15 protein-coding genes are annotated in these 17,648 nt (G+C 34.7%); 7 read left to right on the top strand and 8 right to left on the bottom strand.

Annotated elements, in window-relative coordinates; translation table 11 throughout:
* The coding region (locus Q4500_RS09390) for a T9SS type A sorting domain-containing protein (protein ID WP_303599420.1) at nucleotides 1–402 on the top strand (402 nt) is incomplete at its 5' end.
* Nucleotides 403–404: 2 nt separating this feature from the next.
* On the opposite strand, the gene Q4500_RS09385 is transcribed toward Q4500_RS09390, so the two are convergent.
* Nucleotides 405–1,145 carry a tyrosine-protein phosphatase gene (locus Q4500_RS09385; RefSeq protein ID WP_303599419.1) on the bottom strand — a complete coding sequence of 247 codons (741 nt, stop codon included), beginning with the start codon at nucleotides 1,143–1,145 and terminating at the stop codon, nucleotides 405–407.
* 363 nt (nucleotides 1,146–1,508) lie between these two features.
* Nucleotides 1,509–2,261: a helical backbone metal receptor gene (locus Q4500_RS09380; RefSeq protein ID WP_303599418.1), complete on the bottom strand. Its 753-nt coding sequence runs from the start codon at nucleotides 2,259–2,261 to the stop codon at nucleotides 1,509–1,511.
* Nucleotides 2,262–2,582: 321 nt separating this feature from the next.
* On the opposite strand from Q4500_RS09380, the gene Q4500_RS09375 reads away from it, so the two are divergent.
* Nucleotides 2,583–5,960, top strand: coding sequence for a methylmalonyl-CoA mutase family protein (locus Q4500_RS09375; protein ID WP_303599417.1), 3,378 nt, complete (start codon nucleotides 2,583–2,585; stop codon nucleotides 5,958–5,960).
* A gap of 111 nt (nucleotides 5,961–6,071) precedes the next feature.
* Complete coding sequence (locus tag Q4500_RS09370) at nucleotides 6,072–6,653, top strand: tRNA-(ms[2]io[6]A)-hydroxylase (protein ID WP_299325025.1); 582 nt, start codon at nucleotides 6,072–6,074, stop codon at nucleotides 6,651–6,653.
* Nucleotides 6,654–6,667: 14 nt separating this feature from the next.
* Here the strand turns inward: Q4500_RS09370 and mnmE are convergent, their stop codons facing one another.
* Nucleotides 6,668–8,065 carry a tRNA uridine-5-carboxymethylaminomethyl(34) synthesis GTPase MnmE gene (gene mnmE / locus Q4500_RS09365; protein WP_303599416.1) on the bottom strand — a complete coding sequence of 466 codons (1,398 nt, stop codon included), beginning with the start codon at nucleotides 8,063–8,065 and terminating at the stop codon, nucleotides 6,668–6,670.
* Between the two features lie 111 nt (nucleotides 8,066–8,176).
* Here mnmE and Q4500_RS09360 point away from each other — a divergent pair, with 111 nt between their 5' ends.
* A complete protein-coding gene (locus Q4500_RS09360) occupies nucleotides 8,177–8,584 on the top strand; it encodes a hypothetical protein (protein ID WP_303599415.1) in 408 nt (135 codons plus the stop codon).
* Between the two features lie 73 nt (nucleotides 8,585–8,657).
* A complete protein-coding gene (locus Q4500_RS09355) occupies nucleotides 8,658–9,026 on the top strand; it encodes a DUF4870 domain-containing protein (protein WP_303599414.1) in 369 nt (122 codons plus the stop codon).
* 68 nt (nucleotides 9,027–9,094) lie between these two features.
* Here Q4500_RS09355 and dnaN read toward each other — a convergent pair whose 3' ends face one another.
* Together dnaN and Q4500_RS09345 are read right to left on the bottom strand one after the other, a co-directional pair.
* On the bottom strand, nucleotides 9,095–10,213 hold the full coding sequence (gene dnaN / locus Q4500_RS09350; protein ID WP_073246393.1) for a DNA polymerase III subunit beta: 1,119 nt from the start codon (nucleotides 10,211–10,213) through the stop codon (nucleotides 9,095–9,097).
* 277 nt (nucleotides 10,214–10,490) lie between these two features.
* Entirely contained in the window at nucleotides 10,491–11,321 is an 831-nt protein-coding gene (locus tag Q4500_RS09345) for an S-adenosyl-l-methionine hydroxide adenosyltransferase family protein (RefSeq protein ID WP_303599413.1), read from the bottom strand.
* A 129-nt stretch (nucleotides 11,322–11,450) separates the two neighbouring features.
* Between Q4500_RS09345 and Q4500_RS09340 the strand changes: the two genes are divergently transcribed.
* Both Q4500_RS09340 and Q4500_RS09335 read left to right on the top strand, forming a co-directional pair.
* Nucleotides 11,451–12,404, top strand: a complete 954-nt coding sequence (locus Q4500_RS09340; protein ID WP_299799211.1) for a PhoH family protein — start codon at nucleotides 11,451–11,453, stop codon at nucleotides 12,402–12,404.
* Nucleotides 12,405–12,412: 8 nt separating this feature from the next.
* A complete protein-coding gene (locus Q4500_RS09335; RefSeq protein WP_303599412.1) occupies nucleotides 12,413–13,369 on the top strand; it encodes a phosphoribosylaminoimidazolesuccinocarboxamide synthase in 957 nt (318 codons plus the stop codon).
* Nucleotides 13,370–13,371: 2 nt separating this feature from the next.
* On the opposite strand, the gene Q4500_RS09330 is transcribed toward Q4500_RS09335, so the two are convergent.
* The 3 genes from Q4500_RS09330 to Q4500_RS09320 all read right to left on the bottom strand — a co-directional run bounded on the left by Q4500_RS09330 (nucleotide 13,372) and on the right by Q4500_RS09320 (nucleotide 17,467).
* Nucleotides 13,372–14,028 carry a PolC-type DNA polymerase III gene (locus tag Q4500_RS09330; RefSeq protein WP_303599411.1) on the bottom strand — a complete coding sequence of 219 codons (657 nt, stop codon included), beginning with the start codon at nucleotides 14,026–14,028 and terminating at the stop codon, nucleotides 13,372–13,374.
* On the bottom strand, nucleotides 14,028–15,953 hold the full coding sequence (locus tag Q4500_RS09325) for a DUF294 nucleotidyltransferase-like domain-containing protein (protein WP_303599410.1): 1,926 nt from the start codon (nucleotides 15,951–15,953) through the stop codon (nucleotides 14,028–14,030). Before Q4500_RS09325 ends, Q4500_RS09330 begins: the two co-directional genes overlap by 1 nt.
* An 89-nt stretch (nucleotides 15,954–16,042) precedes the next feature.
* Nucleotides 16,043–17,467 carry an L-serine ammonia-lyase gene (locus tag Q4500_RS09320; protein ID WP_303599428.1) on the bottom strand — a complete coding sequence of 475 codons (1,425 nt, stop codon included), beginning with the start codon at nucleotides 17,465–17,467 and terminating at the stop codon, nucleotides 16,043–16,045.
* Nucleotides 17,468–17,648 lie beyond the last annotated feature (181 nt).

Genomic DNA, 17,648 nt, shown 5'->3' with positions numbered 1-17,648 from the left:
GGAACTTTTATAGTGCCTGCAAACCTGACCACGCTGGATATCTGGCTCTTTACGAACTATGCCTCACAGAATGCGGGTACGGTATATTATGATAACTTAAGATTAGAAAAGATAAACTCAAATACTTCAAAGAGTTTAATGAATACAAAGTCGATATCATTTGATTTATATCCTAATCCTAGTTTTGATATTGTTACATTAAATAATAAAGATGAAATTCAAATTAAGGAAATTCAATTTTATGATATAACAGGTAGATTGATAAGAAGTATTTTACCAGATGGATTACAAAGTAACTTTGATATGATTATCAATTTGTATGATTTTACAGAAGGATTCTATATTGTTAACATTTTAGATGTAAATGGAAATAGATATCAAAAAGAACTTTTAATTAAGTAATACTATTTAAAACTATAAATTGTCTTAGTGATAATTGGGAATAATAAATCTAATAAAGCCGTGTTTACTGTAATCGTTTTTAAATGATTTATGTGATTGATTGAATGAGTGTCACTAGCAATAAAATCAATTAAGTTTTCTTTAATCAAATGTGTTGCTACTGTATTTACATCTTTGCCATAATAGTTACTTAAAGAGAGCATGTTTAATTGAAAAAATACACCTTTATCTTTTATCTTATTTAGTGATTTCAACTTATTGTGAAAATAAGCATACCGCTCTGGATGCGCGAAAATTGGAAACAAGCCAGCGCTTTTTATTTTTTCAACCGAACTGTCAAAATTAATAGAAGCCTGTAAGTATGACATCTCTATTAAAAGATAGTTTTTTGCTAGAGGCATAATATCTTTATCTTCTAATATTTTTTCAAAACCAGAATCGATCATGTGCTCTGCTGCAGCCACTACATTTACATGTTCTAAATTGTTCATTTTTAAAGCATTCTTGAGTAGCGATAATGAGCCGTTAATCGTGTTAGGATTGTTAGGATAGTAATTCTCCATGATATGCGGAGTACAGATAAAATCTGTTACTCCAAATTCATTAAAACCTTTTATTAGTTCAATAGAATCTTCAACAGTTTTTGCGCCGTCATCTATTCCTGGTAATATGTGATTATGGATATCGATAAACCCTTCTAGATGATCTATTAAAAAATGTTTTTTAGAGAAAAAGCTGAACATAAATTAAAATTAGATTTTGTTTAACTGCAGATGCAGTGTATATCAAAGTTAGTGTTTATTAAGGTTACCAATTTTTAGTGCTTGCACAAGGTATAATGACAGAACTGTTAGTTTTGAACTATACCAGCATCTTCTAACTTGATAACTATAAAATTGCGCTATTATTTTAGCTGAGAAATAGTTTTTAAATTGTCTAAACCTCTAGGGTTATCTCAGCCTTGAGTTGTAGCTAGGTAAAGATGGTGCTCTATTTAAAATTCATAAACTTTATTAGTTGGATTGGATTATTAAAAGGAGCTACTCAAATAGAAAATTGTAAATAATTTATAGTAATTAAAAGATTAAGCTCATTAGTATATAAATTTAAGATTCAATAGGCTTTACATGTAGCTGTCTTGAGCCATACCAAGAAAAGAATTCTCCGTCAGCTAATCTAACTTCTATGTTTTTTAGAGCGCTCTTAATTGCTGTGAGGTGTTCGTTCTTGAACGGGTAGGGTTCAGAAGATAATAATACTATATCTGGATTAGCATCACTTATTTCCTCTAAGGTTACAATAGGGTAGCGATTTTGGTCAGCAAACACGTTGATATAGCTGCACCTGTTTAACATGTCACTAATATAGGTGTCGCCACCAACAGTCATATAGGGGTCTTTCCAAATAAGATAGACTACTTTTATTGATGTTTTTTTTGGTTTTAATGTACTATTTAGTTGATTAACGATTTCCGTCGCTTGTTTAGTTGTAGCAGTTATTTGACCAATTTGTTCTATCATGCTAAGACTGTCATCAAATGTTTTGACGTCGCTTACCCATACAGGTGCAGATTCGCTTAAGAATTCAATCTGATTCTTTACATTTTCCTCTTTGTTAGCTAGTATTAAATCAGGATTTAATTTTAGAATCTTTTCCAAATTCAAATCCTTTGTGCCACCAATCATCCTTTTTGTGAGATACGGTTTATTTGGATGTACACAGAATTTGGTGCAACCAACTACTTTATCTTCTAATCCTAAATCGAACAATAATTCTGTAATAGAGGGAACAACAGAAACTATTCTAGAGAGTGTAGAATTAATTCTGATTTGATTTCCTAGTTGGTCATTATAAATCATGAATATAGTAGTAATAAGAGTCGTAAATCTACCTTTTTTTATGTGAAGTAATAAGTAAAGAAAATCAATACATGATCTTAAAAATATTAATTCGGCAAATTTCAGATACATATTTGTTAATCAATCATATTTAAAGCTCAGAATTGAAGAAAATTTAAATAATGCTAATTAAAATCTTTATTTTCGTATCAGCCGAAAATTGTTGTTGTAACATCAATATATGTAAAAGTTGTAATGTATTGAACGACGATTAATTGAAACGTAATTGATTTATCACGTGGAAAAAAATCAGGTTGCTAAAAATTAAATTGAGTATTTAAAATGAACGATATCATACAAACTCCTTATAAACCGCAAAATCATATACGTATTGTTACAGCGGCTTCCCTTTTTGACGGTCACGATGCTGCCATTAATATTATGCGGAGAATTATACAATCTACGGGTTGTGAGGTTATTCATTTAGGTCATAACCGTTCGGTACAAGAAATTGTTGATTGTGCTATTCAAGAAGATGTGCAGGCAATCGCAATTACTTCTTATCAAGGCGGTCATGTAGAATACTTCAAGTACATGTATGATTTGTTGCAGGAGAGAGGAGCATCGCAAATTAAGTTGTTCGGTGGTGGTGGTGGAACAATTCTACCTGAAGAAATAGAAGAATTACATGCCTACGGTATTGAGAAAATATATTCTCCGGATGACGGTCGTGCCATGGGACTTCAGGGTATGATCAATGACTTGATTAAAAAAAGTGATTTCACGATAGGGGAACATTTAAATGTAGAATTAAGTGGAGTAGAGGAACTTAGTTATGCCGATATTGCAAGATTGATTACTGCTGCAGAGAACTTTCCTGAAAAGCATGTAGATGTTTTAAATACTATCAGAAAAAAAATTGAAACGAAAAAAGTAGCTCCCGTATTAGGAATTACGGGAACAGGTGGCTCTGGTAAATCATCGTTAGTAGATGAATTGGTGCGACGTTTTCTTGTTGATTTTGAGGATAAAAAGATTGCAGTAATTTCTGTAGATCCATCTAAACGTAAAACTGGAGGAGCATTATTGGGGGATCGTATTAGAATGAACGCTATTTTTAATGATAGGGTTTACATGCGTTCTTTGGCTACACGCCAGTCAAATTTAGCATTGTCAAAATATGTGAAAGATGCCGTAGATATTACTAAAGCTGCCGGTTTCGATCTAATCATTCTAGAAACCTCGGGTATAGGTCAGTCTGACACTGAAATTACAGAGCATTCAGATGTGTCTTTATATGTTATGACTCCGGAATATGGTGCGGCAACACAACTTGAAAAAATTGATATGCTCGATTTTGCGGATTTAATAGCACTAAACAAGTTTGATAAAAGAGGTGCTTTAGATGCTTTGCGAGATGTAAAAAAACAATACCAGCGTAATCATCTGTTATGGGATACTCCTGCAGAAGAGCTTCCTGCTTATGGTACTATTGCATCCCAGTTTAATGATCCGGGTATGAATCAATTGTACAGAGCAGTTATTGATGCTTTAGTAGCTAGAACAGATGCCAAGGACTTAACATCGACCTTTGAAAGTTCAAGGGAGATGTCTGAGAAGATTTACATTATTCCGCCTAAGAGAACAAGATATCTTTCTGAAATAACGGATACTATTCGTGATTACAACGAAAGAGCTGAACAACAAAAAGCGATTGCACAAAAGCTTTTTAGTTTAAAAGAATCTTCTGAAATATTAAAAGATAAGGAAGATGTGCTAAGTGCCATTGAAGCTGCGAAGCTAGAATTACAATTAGACCTTGATCCGCATAATAAAAAAATAATAGACGAGTGGAATGAGAAAAAGGCAAATTATGAGGGAGTTTTTTTTACGTATATAGTTAGGGGTAAAGAGGTGAAGGTAGAAACAACGACCAAATCTTTATCGCAGACACAAATACCAAAAGTAATTTTACCTAAGTACGAAGGTTGGGGAGATATATTGAAATGGTCTTTACAGGAAAACGTACCGGGAGAATTTCCTTTTACGGCAGGGGTTTTTCCTTTTAAAAGACAAGGTGAAGATCCAACCAGAATGTTCGCTGGTGAGGGCGGACCAGAAAGAACGAATAAACGTTTTCATTATGTTTCTAAAGGATTACCGGCAGCTCGCTTGTCTACAGCATTTGATTCTGTGACACTTTATGGTGAAGATCCAGGTGATCGACCAGATATTTACGGAAAAATCGGGAATTCCGGAGTAAGTATTTGCTGCTTGGACGATGCCAAAAAACTATATTCCGGCTTCGATTTATGTGCGCCGACTACTTCAGTTTCAATGACTATAAACGGTCCTGCAGCGACTATTGCCGCATTTTTTATGAACGCCGCCATCGATCAGCAATGTGAGAAGTATATTAAGGCAAACGGATTAGAAGCTGAAGTCAATAAAAAAATTGATGCCATTTATAAGAAGTTGGGAGCTAAGCGTCCAACCTATGCTGGTGAGTTGCCTGAAGGTAATGATGGTCTTGGTTTATTTCTGTTAGGTGTAACAGGTGATCAAGTTTTAAATGCAGATGTATATGCCGAACTAAAGTCAGATGCCTTGTCAAAAGTAAGAGGAACGGTACAGGCGGATATTTTAAAAGAAGACCAGGCACAGAATACGTGTATCTTTTCTACCGAATTTTCATTGCGATTAATGGGTGATGTACAACAGTACTTTATAAATCAGAAAGTCCGTAATTTCTATTCGGTGTCTATTTCTGGATACCACATTGCCGAAGCAGGTGCGAACCCTATTAGTCAGTTAGCATTTACACTTGCCAATGGCTTCACTTTTGTAGAATATTACCTTTCTAGAGGAATGCATATTGATGAATTTGCACCCAACCTTTCTTTTTTCTTTAGTAACGGACTTGATCCCGAATATGCGGTAATTGGTAGGGTGGCAAGAAGAATTTGGGCAAAAGCTATGAAGTTGAAGTATAACGGGAATGAACGTTCTCAAAAGCTGAAGTATCATATTCAAACTTCAGGTCGCTCTTTACATGCCCAAGAGATAGATTTCAATGATATTAGAACAACTTTGCAGGCACTTTACGCCATCTATGACAATTGTAATTCTTTGCATACCAATGCGTACGACGAGGCAATTACCACGCCTACAGAACATTCTGTAAGAAGGGCAATGGCAATACAATTGATAATTAATAAAGAGCTTGGGTTGGCAAGAAACGAGAATCCGATGCAAGGATCATTTATTACCGAAGAGTTGACCGATTTGGTTGAAGAAGCCGTTATGGTAGAGTTTGATAGAATTACCGACCGTGGCGGAGTGCTTGGAGCAATGGAAAGCATGTACCAACGTAGCAAAATTCAAGAAGAGAGTTTGTATTATGAAACGAAGAAGCATACGGGAGAGTTGCCAATTATAGGAGTAAATACCTTTTTGTCTTCTACCGGGTCACCTACTATAATACCAGAAGAGGTTATTCGTGCAACCGAAGATGAAAAGAAAGAACAGATATTTAATCTTGAAGATTTACAGAAAAGAAATGCAGTTATAGCAGAAGAATCTTTAAAATCTTTACAAGATATTGCTTTGAATAATGAGAATACTTTTGAGCAATTAATGGAAACAACTAAATATTGTTCTTTAGGTCAAATTACGCACGCCATGTTTGAAGTTGGTGGGCAGTACCGTAGAAATATGTAGTTGTTTTTTAAGGATAAAAATTAGGCTATAATTTCTGATTTCTGAAATATATAGGATGTTGATGGTTGCATATCCTTCATTGACTCCTATTTTTACAAAAACAAATAGCCCATGCTTCATTTAAAATTAGCAACTGACCCGCGTTGGGTCAATATTGTAGAAAAAAATATAGAAGAGATTTTAACGGATCATGCATGGTGCGAACAAAAGGCGGCAACTAATGCAATTACCATTATTACACTAAATTCTGAATATCCAGATTTAGTGACTGATTTACTTCTGTTGGCGCAAGAAGAATTGGTGCATTTTCAAATGGTTCATGATATTATTAAAGAACGAGGATATACATTAGGTCGAGAACGTAAGGATAGCTATGTAAATGAGCTTTACAAATTCATGAATAAAGGTGGAAGTAGATTGCAGTCTATGGTAGATCGACTATTATTTTCTGCTATGATAGAAGCAAGAAGCTGCGAACGCTTTAAATTACTTTCAGAAGAAATTAAAGATCCAGAACTATCTAAGTTTTATTATGATTTAATGGTAAGCGAAGCGGGTCATTATACGACTTTCATTGGCTTTGCTCGTAAATACGGTCAAGATGTTGACGTAGATAAACGCTGGCAAGAGTTAGTAGAATTTGAAGCAGAAGTAATTAAGAACTACGGAAAAGATGAAACCATACATGGTTGATATTGATGTTGTGGTTACTTCCCGATACAAAAATTAGCAAAAATGTTTCCTAGCAATTCATCATTGGTCACTTGACCAGTAATTTCTCCTAGATGATATAAAGCTTCTTTAACGTCAATTGCCATAAGGTCGCTTGAAAGATTTGCTTTCATTCCGAACTGTACCTTTTCTATTTCTTCAAGTGATTTAAGTAATGAATTGTAATGACGGGTGTTGGTTACAATAGTTTCATTATTGCGAAGTGCTCCGGTATTTACAAATTCTAAAAGGCTGTTCTGTAACTCCTCAACGCCTTCGCCTGTTTTTGCAGATAAATATTTTACGTCGTCTAAATATGCGCCAATTTTATTCTTATCATCTTCAGAAAGGGTATCTGCTTTATTAACCAATAAGACTAATGGTTTTAGCGGATTCTGATTTTTTATCTTCTCAAAATCGATTACAATATTCTTCAGTTTTTTGTCGTCAGATAATAGCTTTGAACCATCAACCAATAACAAAACTACTTGGGCTTGTTCTATCTTTTCAAATGTTCGCTTAATACCCATGCCTTCAACGACATCTTGGGTCTCGCGAATTCCTGCGGTATCAATGAATCGAAACCCTATTCCGCCTATAGAAATTTCATCTTCAATAGTATCACGGGTTGTTCCTGCAATATCTGAGACCAATGCACGCTCTTCATTTAAAAATGCGTTCAAAAGGGTAGATTTACCTACATTGGGCTCGCCGACAATAGCAACCGGAATTCCGTTTTTAATTACGTTTCCTACTGCAAAAGAATCTATTAAGCTTTGTAATACTTTTTGAATTCGGGTAAGTAGTTCTTTAAACTGAGTGCGATCCGCGAATTCTACATCTTCCTCAGAAAAATCGAGTTCTAGTTCAATTAATGAGGCGAAATTTAATAATTCGGTTCGTAGTTGTTTAATTTCATGGCTGAATCCACCACGCATTTGTTGTACAGCAATTTGGTGACTAGCAGCATTATCACTAGAAATTAAATCAGCAACAGCCTCTGCCTGACTCAAATCCATTTTACCATTCAAGAATGCCCTTAGCGTAAATTCACCTGGATCCGCTGTTCTACATCCATTTCTAAGAAATAGTTGAATAATTTGTTGTTGTATATATGGTGAGCCATGGCAAGATATTTCTATCACATTTTCTCCAGTATACGAATGTGGATCCTTAAAAATGGATATTAATGCTTGGTCCAGTACAATTTTTCCATCCTTTATATATCCTAAATGTATGGTGTGACTTTTTTGGTTTGCAAGAATTTTACCTGAAACCGATTCAAAATGCTTGGAAGCAATAGTAATTGCATCTGTGCCTGAAAGTCTAATAATTGCAATGGCTCCCGCACCTGCCGGAGTTGCTAATGCTATTATGGTATCGTTTTGAATCATCTTGCAAAAATAATCATTTATTAACTGTTGTAGTTTTCTTAATTTAATTGCATTTTGTTTTCAGTATGTATTTATATAGTAATTTTGCATGCTATAAAATGTAATTTAAAAATGAAAAAAGTATTTGTATTGTTGTGGTTTATATTGGTTAGTTCTTTAGCTATGGCTCAGGATGATGCACCTGAAATTAAAGGTGAAATTATTGTTACTCAGGAAAAAGAAATTGAACAGGTTAAGGAGAATGTAGAGAAATCAAAAGCCGAAGCTAAGAAAGAAAAGAAAGAAGCTGCAGCGAAAAAGAAAGAAGAAAAGCTTCAAAAGCAAATAGATTCTAAGGCAAAATCAATTTCTAAAGAAGAAAAAAAAGTAGAAAAGTTAAAAGGTCAGCTTGAAAAAGGAAAATTAAAAGGAACACTTTCTCCTGTCGATGTTCAGAAAATTGAAGATAAGGTTGCTAAGAGTCAAATGAAAATTATGAAGGAGCAAGAGAAGCTAACAAAATTGAATAGAAAACTATAATTTCTTTAAAAGTCGTAACAATTTGCGACTTTATGCGTCTTATTTGTAGTATTCATCATTAAATCAATCAAAAATGGAATTAGTAAATAAAAACGCAGTAGTTGTTCGAGAAGACCGCAATTTGTTGGTCATTACTCATTTATCTCAATATTTAGATTTTGTAACAGGATTTGGCGGATTCGTAGTACCGTTAGTAATTTGGTTAACTACCAAAGATTCTGTTATAGGTATGGATGAGCATGGTAAATCGGTAATCAACTTTCAGTTAACCTTAATCTTATATCTTGTAATCGGAATTCCCGGTATCTTATTATTCGGACTCGGTATCTTATTATTAATATTCGCAGGAATTTTATCAATTGTAATGCCGGCAGTAAATGCTATAAAGGCTAGTAATGGCGAATCGCCTAGCTACTTTGGAACCATACGGTTTATATCGTAAGCACATTTTAAAACAAAAAAAAGGGTCAGTTTAATAACTGACCCTTTTTAGTTTATAGATTTTAGGTACTAGCTGTTAAGCATAACAGGCATTACTAACATAGTAACAAATTCCCCTTCATCTAAACCATCGGTTGGGGTAAGTATACCTGCACGATTTGGTAGACTCATTTCTAAAGAAACTTCATCAGAACCTAAGTTGTTCAACATTTCAGTTAAAAATCTAGAGTTGAATCCGATTTGCATATCATCACCTTGGTAAGAACATGTTAATCTTTCTTCTGCTTTATTAGAGTAATCAAGATCTTCTGCAGAAATATTCAATTCTGCACCAGCTATTTTTAAACGTATTTGGTGTGTCGTTTTGTTAGAGAAAATAGAAACCCTTTTCACTGAACTCAAAAATTGATTTCTAGCGATAGTTAGTTTATTCGGATTCTCTTTTGGTATTACCGCTTCATAATTAGGATATTTACCATCAATTAGTCTACAAATTAGTTCTGTTTCTTCAAAGCTGAATTTCGCGTTGCTCTCATTGTACTCGATAAGTACATCAGATTCACTACCGGCTAATATTCCTTTTAATAATGTTAAAGGTTTTTTAGGCATAATGAATTCAGCTACTTGAGAAGCTCTTACGTCAGTACGTTGGTATTTTACTAATTTATGTGCATCTGTAGCAACGAACGTTAAGTTCTCTGGAGAAAACTGAAAAAAGACTCCGCTCATTACAGGTCTTAAATCATCGTTACCTGCTGCAAAAATTGTTTTGTTGATAGCAGTTGCTAAAATATCTCCAAGTAATGTCGTAGAACTTGGGCTAGTTAATTCAACTGCTTTAGGGAATTCTGCACCATCAGCATATGCTAGTGCATATTTACCGTGGTTAGAACTAATTTCTACGGTATTGTTATCCTCAACAACAAAAGTAAGTGGTTGCTCAGGGAAGGTTTTTAAAGTTTCTAAAAGTAATCTTGCCGGTACAGCAATAGTACCTTCGTTATCAGAATCTACTTTTATAACCGAACTCATGGTAGTTTCCAAATCGGAAGCTGACACGGTTAGTTTGTCCTTCTGCAAATCGAACAGAAAATTATCCAAAATTGGTAACGTGTTACTGTTGTTGATCACACCTCCTAATATTTGAAGTTGCTTTAGCAAATAGGTACTTGAAACTATAAATTTCATTCTTTAAATTTTATTGATATTAATCTTGAGTTCACAAGAAAAATAGGTTTAAACTCCTTATTGTTGGCAGTTTTCGTTACCAACAAAGATATTTTAATTGCCCTTTTTAAGGAAACAAACTTATTAACAGTTTGTTGTCGGTCAAGGTAGTGTATAACACTAGGTATTACTAACTTAAGCTTTTAATATTTGTAATTGACCATTAGTTATTAACTTTTGGTGATTTCGTATTATTTGAAAATACGCTTAAATTTTCATGAAATGGAATTTGCTATCACTATTCAAAATCTACCATAATGGTATCTCTGTAATCTAGTCCTAATAGGGTCGAGGCACCACCTACTGTGGTAAGATTACTTTTGTAAATTGCCAATTCAATATAGTCCGACGAATTAAATATAGCCAAAAGATCTCCTGCACTTTTGCGATGATTTTTTTCTAAACTATAATCTATAAAGTCATTATAAGCTTTGTGAATTTTGTTCAATTTATGATTACGTGCAATAAGGGTATAATTACGATCTTTTCTATAAGCATCAAACAGATTTTTACGAATATTGGTAATTACGTTACCATAGTTATCAATATAGATGACACTGCCAATAATCTTTTTGCCGTCTTCTACTACTCTTGGCGAAAATTCTCTTAGATCGTTTAGTGCTGTAAATGGTTTGCCAACAATTTCTAAAGTGCCACCACGAGCAATATGGCAGGCAACCTGAATAAATACATTTAAAACAGGAAACGAATTTGCTATGGAATCTGGTAAATTTATTTCAACCACTTTCTCAGGGGTCATTTCAGAGGTGATGAGCCCAATGACACCGGTATTTGCACTAATAAAGTAATGTCCGTTTACAAGAGCTACAACATGCTTGTTATCTGGTGTCTCTTCAGAATCTACACCTACAATATGAATAGTCCCTTTTGGAAAGCTATTGTAAGAGTTAGATAGAATATATGCACATTCTTGAATGTTGAAAGGCATGATGTCATGCGAAATATCAACAATTTTGGCATCGGGCAATTCTGTATATATGGAGCCTTTTAATACAGCTACAAAGTGATCTTTTAATCCGAAATCTGTTGTTAGGGTGATTATTGCCATACAGCAATGTTGATATGTTTTTGGTTAGTCGAACTTAAAATTTGCTTAAATTTGATATACAAAATTAAACAAAAAACAGCGATTAGAAACTAATCTTCGCTAACTATAAATCATAATAAAACTGACTGTTTGAACGAGATAATTCTAGAACTTACCGAAATTAGCCCGAGAGAGTTTTTTGGGCAGCAAAATGAACATATTGATTTATTAAAAAAGTACTTTCCGAAATTGAAAATTGTTGCCCGTGGTAATAAGATCAAAGTCTTTGGAGATGAAGAACTTTTAGAAGAGTTTGAAAAACGGTTCGATTTACTTACCCAACATTTTATAAAGTATAATAAACTGGACGAAAACAGCATTGAAAGAATTTTAACAAGTTCCGAGGGTGATGAATCTAAATCATCAAAGAACAGTGGAGAAACTTTAGTTCACGGTGTAAGCGGTAGGTTAATTAAAGCCCAAACTGCCAACCAAAGACGTTTGGTCGATGCTTCCAAAAAGAACGATATGGTTTTTGTTATTGGACCAGCTGGTACAGGCAAAACATATACCGGTGTAGCTCTTGCTGTAAAGGCTTTAAAAGAGAAGCAAGTAAAGAAAATTATATTAACAAGACCTGCTGTAGAAGCTGGCGAGAACTTAGGATTTTTGCCAGGTGATCTAAAAGAGAAGCTCGATCCTTATATGCAACCTTTGTATGATGCACTTAGGGATATGATACCCGCAGAAAAGTTGGTGCATTATATAGAGAATGGAACAATACAAATTGCACCAATGGCATTTATGCGCGGTAGAACTTTAGATAATGCCTTTGTTATTTTAGATGAAGCTCAGAATACCACGCATGCTCAAATGAAAATGTTTTTAACCAGGATGGGTAGAAATGCAAGGTTTTTAATAACCGGAGATCCTGGGCAAATTGATTTACCACGAAGAACAGTTTCAGGATTGAAAGAAGCTTTGTTGATTTTACAAAATGTTGAAGGTATAGAAGTAATCTACCTTGATGATAAAGATGTAATTCGCCATAAACTTGTTAAGAAAGTGATTGAAGCTTATAAAACTATTGAACACCACAATTAAAATTAAACATGTCAAATAATACTATTTACGAAACAGAATTCAATTTTCCAGGTCAGAAGAATGTCTATAAAGGCAAAGTGAGATCTGTATATACCTTAGATAATGATATGTTGGTCATGGTAGCGACTGATAGGTTGTCTGCTTTTGATGTAGTGATGCCAAAAGGTATACCTTATAAAGGACAAATCCTTAATCAAATTGCAACTCAAATGATGGCTTCTACCGAAGATATTGTTCCTAATTGGTTAACTGCTACTCCTGATCCTAATGTGGCTGTTGGTGTAGCTTGCGAACCATTTAAAATTGAAATGGTCATTCGTGGGTATTTATCGGGTCATGCAGCAAGAGAGTATAAATTAGGAAAAAGAATACTTTGTGGCGTTGCAATGCCCGACGGTATGAAGGAGAATGATAAATTCCCGAGTCCGATTATCACCCCTGCAACTAAGGCAGAAATGGGAGATCATGATGAAGATATTTCTAAAGAAGATATTTTAAGTAAAGGAATAGTTTCTGCGGATGATTATGCTGTATTAGAAAAGTACACTTATGCACTATTTCAAAGAGGAACAGAAATCGCTGCCGATAGAGGGTTGATTTTAGTAGATACTAAATATGAATTCGGAAAAACAAAAGAGGGCAAAATTGTATTGATTGATGAAATACACACTCCTGATTCTTCAAGATATTTTTATTCTGACGGATATCAACAAAGACAAGATGCTGACGAACCTCAAAAGCAACTTTCTAAAGAGTTTGTAAGGCAGTGGTTGATAGCTAATGACTTTCAAGGTTTAGAAGGGCAAACTGTACCTGAGATGACTGATGAGTATATAGAATCAGTTTCTGAGCGCTACATTGAACTTTACGAACACATAACAGGCGAGTCATTTGTAAAGGCTGATACTACCCATATTAATGACCGTATCAATAGAAATGTATTAAATTATTTGGAGAGCCTTTAAGGCTATCTAAGTAAATATTTAAGGGAGAAATTTTTCTTTTCCTTTAAACGAGAAATAATTTTTAAAAAGGCGACTGCTGTAATATAGGCGTCGCCTAATGCTGTATGCCTGTCTTTTCTTGAAATAGAAAATTTTTCGGCAAGTTCATCTAATGTATAATTAGATTTTGGTTGCACTAAGTAAGATTTAATCAGTGTTTTTTTATAGATCATCCCCGTATCTAATACCGTGTTTTTTAGTTTGGGTAAACCACTTCTTTCCAAAGCGGTGTTGAGCATTCCCATATCAAAACCAGCATGATGTGCTACAATGATAGCATTGCCAACATATTCAAGAAATTTCTCTAAAGCTAAAACTTCACTAATACATTCTCGTTGTCCTTTTTTTAGGAGTCCGTGTACATGAACAGTTTCTTTATTAAATTTTTCTTGTTCTAAATAGATGTCAAATACTTCTTGTACTGAAATGGTTTCTTTCTTGATTTTGACGGCACCAATTGACAGTATACGATCATCCTCAAAACTAAAACCTGTTGTCTCTGTATCTAATACTACAAATACTAAATCATTGAAATTTTTACTAGCAGACTCTTTAAAAAGTTCGGCATATTTTATCCAGTAATCGGGTAAATTTTTAGGTGTTCTTTTGAATAATCCCATTATCCTAAAAAGTTAGTGACCTTAAAGCGAAGTGTAATCAATTCTTGAATTTCTTTAATTGCTTTAAAGGTGCGCTTTAATTTCATTTTTTCTTGCTTGCTCAATTGATCTAGTTTAATAAATCTACCTGAATCATGATTAGCTAATCCTTGTCTTGTTCTGAATTTTAATAATGCCTTGGTGGCATAAGAGCATGCCAAGTATAACTCTTGGTTGTTAGGTTCAAGTTCAGCTAATTTCTCATAACGTTCCCAAGTATTGCTGATCGCTTTTACAGAATGCGATAGTATTAAAACGCGAGCTGCATCTATCAACGGTCTTAATGCTCTACTTTTTAGGTCGAAAAAATCTTTGTGCTGCCCGTCTTGTTCTACAACAAATTGTCTAAAGAACCCTGTTGGTGAAGGACTTTGGAGTGCGCCGTTGGCTAAATGCACTAAAAAAATAGGATAATTCTGAACGGTTCTAAAAATATGGTCAGACATGTTATCTAGCAAACTTCGCTCACCAAATGCTAAACTATAATCAAAAAATATGGAGGACATCAGTACCTCATTCGGGCCAGGGTTACCGATCCAGTATGATAATTTGTTTTTCCATTCCTCTAGACTTAAGCACCATTTAGGGTTAGAGGCCATCATATCTGCTGGGCAGTATTCGTAACCTATAGTATGTAATCCTTTGGTTATAAGTTTTGAAAGTTCTAGAAAGTAAGTGGTAGTTTTTGGTAAATCTTCTTCAGGTACATCTTCAAATACTAAGGCATTATCTTGGTCTGTATGTAAGAGCTGCTCACTTCTACCTTGACTTCCTAAAGCCAACCATGCAAATTTTACCGGTGGTGGAGTATCCATCTTAGCGATAGAAATTTCCACTACCTGTTTAATACATGTATCATTCAGTTCAGAAATTATCTTAGCAATTAATCCTAAAGGAATATTTTGTTCTAAATATCCAGATAACAGTACCATTACACTTTTTCTAATCTGCTTTATTTTTTTAATTCGTGAGGTACGTTTTATGGCTTTTACCAATACTGCCGGGTTATCACCTAGGGAAACCATTACATCATGTTTGGATAAAATTCCTAATGCAGAAGTATTAGGTGTGCCGTCTTCAGTTATAATCAAATAGCTGATGTTACTCTTCATCATGGCCATTTGTGCCTGTGTAATCGTTAAGTTCTTTGGATACGTTATAACTGGGGTGGTCATTATTGATTTCACCGAAGCAGTTATAGGTTGCTCGCCAGATATCACTTTGTTTCTAAAATCTTTATCAGTTATAATACCAACGGGTAAATCTTTGCTTATCACTAGAATAGAACCAATTTTCTTTTTAGACATGATATCAGCGGCCTTTTTTATAGTTGTTCTTGTAGAACAGGTCACTAATTTTTTAGAATAGCTGGCTAATTGTAAATCTGGTAATACAACCTCTTTATTGATTTCTTCTTCCTTTTCACCTTCATGATCAAAGAGCTGTCCTTTTTGGCTTTTAGCATAAGGATTGCGAGTGTTGGAGGCAAAACTCTCCATCAGAAAAATAGTTACTTGTTCGTTCCTCTTTGCAATAGGTTTAAATATGTCAATAGGAATTCCGTAGAGAATACATTCTTCATGAGCTCTAGCCTCAAGCTTATAATTTTCATTGGCAAAAAGAGGGCGTAGTCCAAATATGTCTCCTTCATCGCAATAGTCAAGAATATTAGAAGTAGAAGGATTGTTTAAAGTAACAGCGCCTTTATGAACTAAATAAAAATGTGAATGCTGAGGTTCGTCTACCGTAAAGATTACACTGTTCTTCTCCTTATAAACAATAAGCACTTGTTCAGCTAACTGAAATAATGATTTGCTATCAAGAACATTAAAAGGAGGGTAGTTTTTTATAAAATCGGCTACCCTTTCAGAAATCAGGTTTTTCATACATTAAATTTAGCGGAATAAACGCGTATAACAAAAGGGGCTTCATTTATACAACTACAAATGAGGAGGTACTTTGTTTTAAAACAGATTTAACAATCACTCAAGAAAACACCAACCGCTAATCCGCCTTCAGAGGTTTCTTTGTATTTAGAACTCATATCTTTTGCGGTTTCCCACATGGTCTGTACTACTTTGTCTAATGGAACTTTTGCTGCTGTAGGGTCAGAACCCAATGCAAGCTCTGCGGCATTAATAGCTTTTATGGCACCCATAGAGTTTCGTTCTATACATGGTATTTGAACCAAACCTCCGATAGGATCGCAGGTGAGTCCTAAATGATGCTCCATTGCAATTTCTGCTGCCATAAGTACTTGTTCGGGAGTGCCGCCTAATAATTCTGTAAGTGCACCTGCAGCCATGGCTGACGATACACCTATTTCTGCTTGGCAACCACCCATAGCCGCCGATATGGTAGCTCCTTTTTTGAAAATACTACCTATTTCGCCTGCAACCAATAAAAATTGTTTTACATGTTCAAAATTACCTGCATGGTTTTCAATGACCATATAATACATTAATACAGCTGGTATTACTCCCGCGCTGCCATTTGTAGGTGCAGTAACAACACGACCTAAAGATGCATTTACCTCATTCACGCTTAATGCAAAACAACTTACCCATTGTAAGATCTGTCGAAATTTTACTTCTGTCTGGCGTATGGTCTGTAACCATTCTTCGGGCGTGGAGTAGGGCAGGTCACTTTTTAGCTTCGTGTGCATTTCAAAAGCACGACGTTTTACATTTAATCCGCCAGGTAAAGTTCCTTCTGTATGGCATCCGGTATACATGCATTCTAACATTGTAGACCAAATGCGATTTAATTCATGATCGATTTTCTCATTATCTCGTAAGGATCTTTCATTTTGTAAAACCAGTTCAGAAATTTTTAATCCTTCCGTATTACAAAAATCTAATAACTCAGTTCCTTTCTGCACCGGAAAAGGAAACTTATTGAACATGTCAACTTTTCGTTTGGCATTTTTTCGCTCTTCGCTAACAACGAAACCGCCGCCTATAGAGTAGTATGTTTTTGAAATGATTCTACCAGATTTCAGTTTTGCCTTAAACTTTAATCCGTTAGCATGAAATGGTAGAAACGCTCTATTGAATATAATATGTTTGCTTGGATCGAAATTGATGCTGTACTTACCATCTAAATGCAAAACATGTTCTTTTTTAATTTTATCAATTAACGGGTCAATAGTGTCAATTGGCACTAATTCTGGATCGGCACCTAATAAACCTAACATAACGGCATAGTCAGTAGCATGACCTTTACCTGTTAGCGATAACGAACCATATAGGTGTACTTCAACTTCTTCAACTTTTTCGAGGTTGTCTTTCGAGTTTAAACGAGCTAACCACCTTTCGGCAGCGCGCCATGGACCGAGCGTGTGGGAACTTGAAGGGCCTACACCAATTTTAAGCATATCGAAAACACTGATACTCTCTATTTCCAAATCAATCTTATTTTAAGGCTAAGGTACAATGTTTCATACACCTATTAACTATACTAAAATGGCATATTTTTTAGGAGCAGATGACGATTAATGACATCATGTCAGTTTTTCTTGCTTGGCATATTGTTTGTCAATTACTAATCGATTGTAAAATAAAGCACTTAATTTAAAACAT

Source organism: Maribacter sp. 1_MG-2023 (assembly GCF_030547005.1).
GTDB lineage: Bacteria > Bacteroidota > Bacteroidia > Flavobacteriales > Flavobacteriaceae > Maribacter.
The sequence above is the reverse complement of the archived record's forward strand: the minus strand, read 5'-3'. Positions and strand labels throughout refer to the sequence as shown.

Bases quoted from the DNA above. Each gene is read 5' to 3' on its own strand.
- mnmE (WP_303599416.1), bottom strand. From the start codon at position 8,065: ATGATTCAAAACGATACCATAATAGCATTAGCAACTCCGGCAGGTGCG.
- Q4500_RS09370 (WP_299325025.1), top strand. From the start codon at position 6,072: ATGCTTCATTTAAAATTAGCAACTGACCCGCGTTGGGTCAATATTGTA.
- Q4500_RS09345 (WP_303599413.1), bottom strand. From the start codon at position 11,321: ATGGCAATAATCACCCTAACAACAGATTTCGGATTAAAAGATCACTTT.
- Q4500_RS09360 (WP_303599415.1), top strand. From the start codon at position 8,177: ATGAAAAAAGTATTTGTATTGTTGTGGTTTATATTGGTTAGTTCTTTA.
- Q4500_RS09380 (WP_303599418.1), bottom strand. From the start codon at position 2,261: ATGATTTATAATGACCAACTAGGAAATCAAATCAGAATTAATTCTACA.
- Q4500_RS09335 (WP_303599412.1), top strand. From the start codon at position 12,413: ATGTCAAATAATACTATTTACGAAACAGAATTCAATTTTCCAGGTCAG.
- Q4500_RS09355 (WP_303599414.1), top strand. From the start codon at position 8,658: ATGGAATTAGTAAATAAAAACGCAGTAGTTGTTCGAGAAGACCGCAAT.
- Q4500_RS09330 (WP_303599411.1), bottom strand. From the start codon at position 14,028: ATGGGATTATTCAAAAGAACACCTAAAAATTTACCCGATTACTGGATA.
- Q4500_RS09325 (WP_303599410.1), bottom strand. From the start codon at position 15,953: ATGAAAAACCTGATTTCTGAAAGGGTAGCCGATTTTATAAAAAACTAC.
- Q4500_RS09385 (WP_303599419.1), bottom strand. From the start codon at position 1,145: ATGTTCAGCTTTTTCTCTAAAAAACATTTTTTAATAGATCATCTAGAA.
- Q4500_RS09375 (WP_303599417.1), top strand. From the start codon at position 2,583: ATGAACGATATCATACAAACTCCTTATAAACCGCAAAATCATATACGT.
- dnaN (WP_073246393.1), bottom strand. From the start codon at position 10,213: ATGAAATTTATAGTTTCAAGTACCTATTTGCTAAAGCAACTTCAAATA.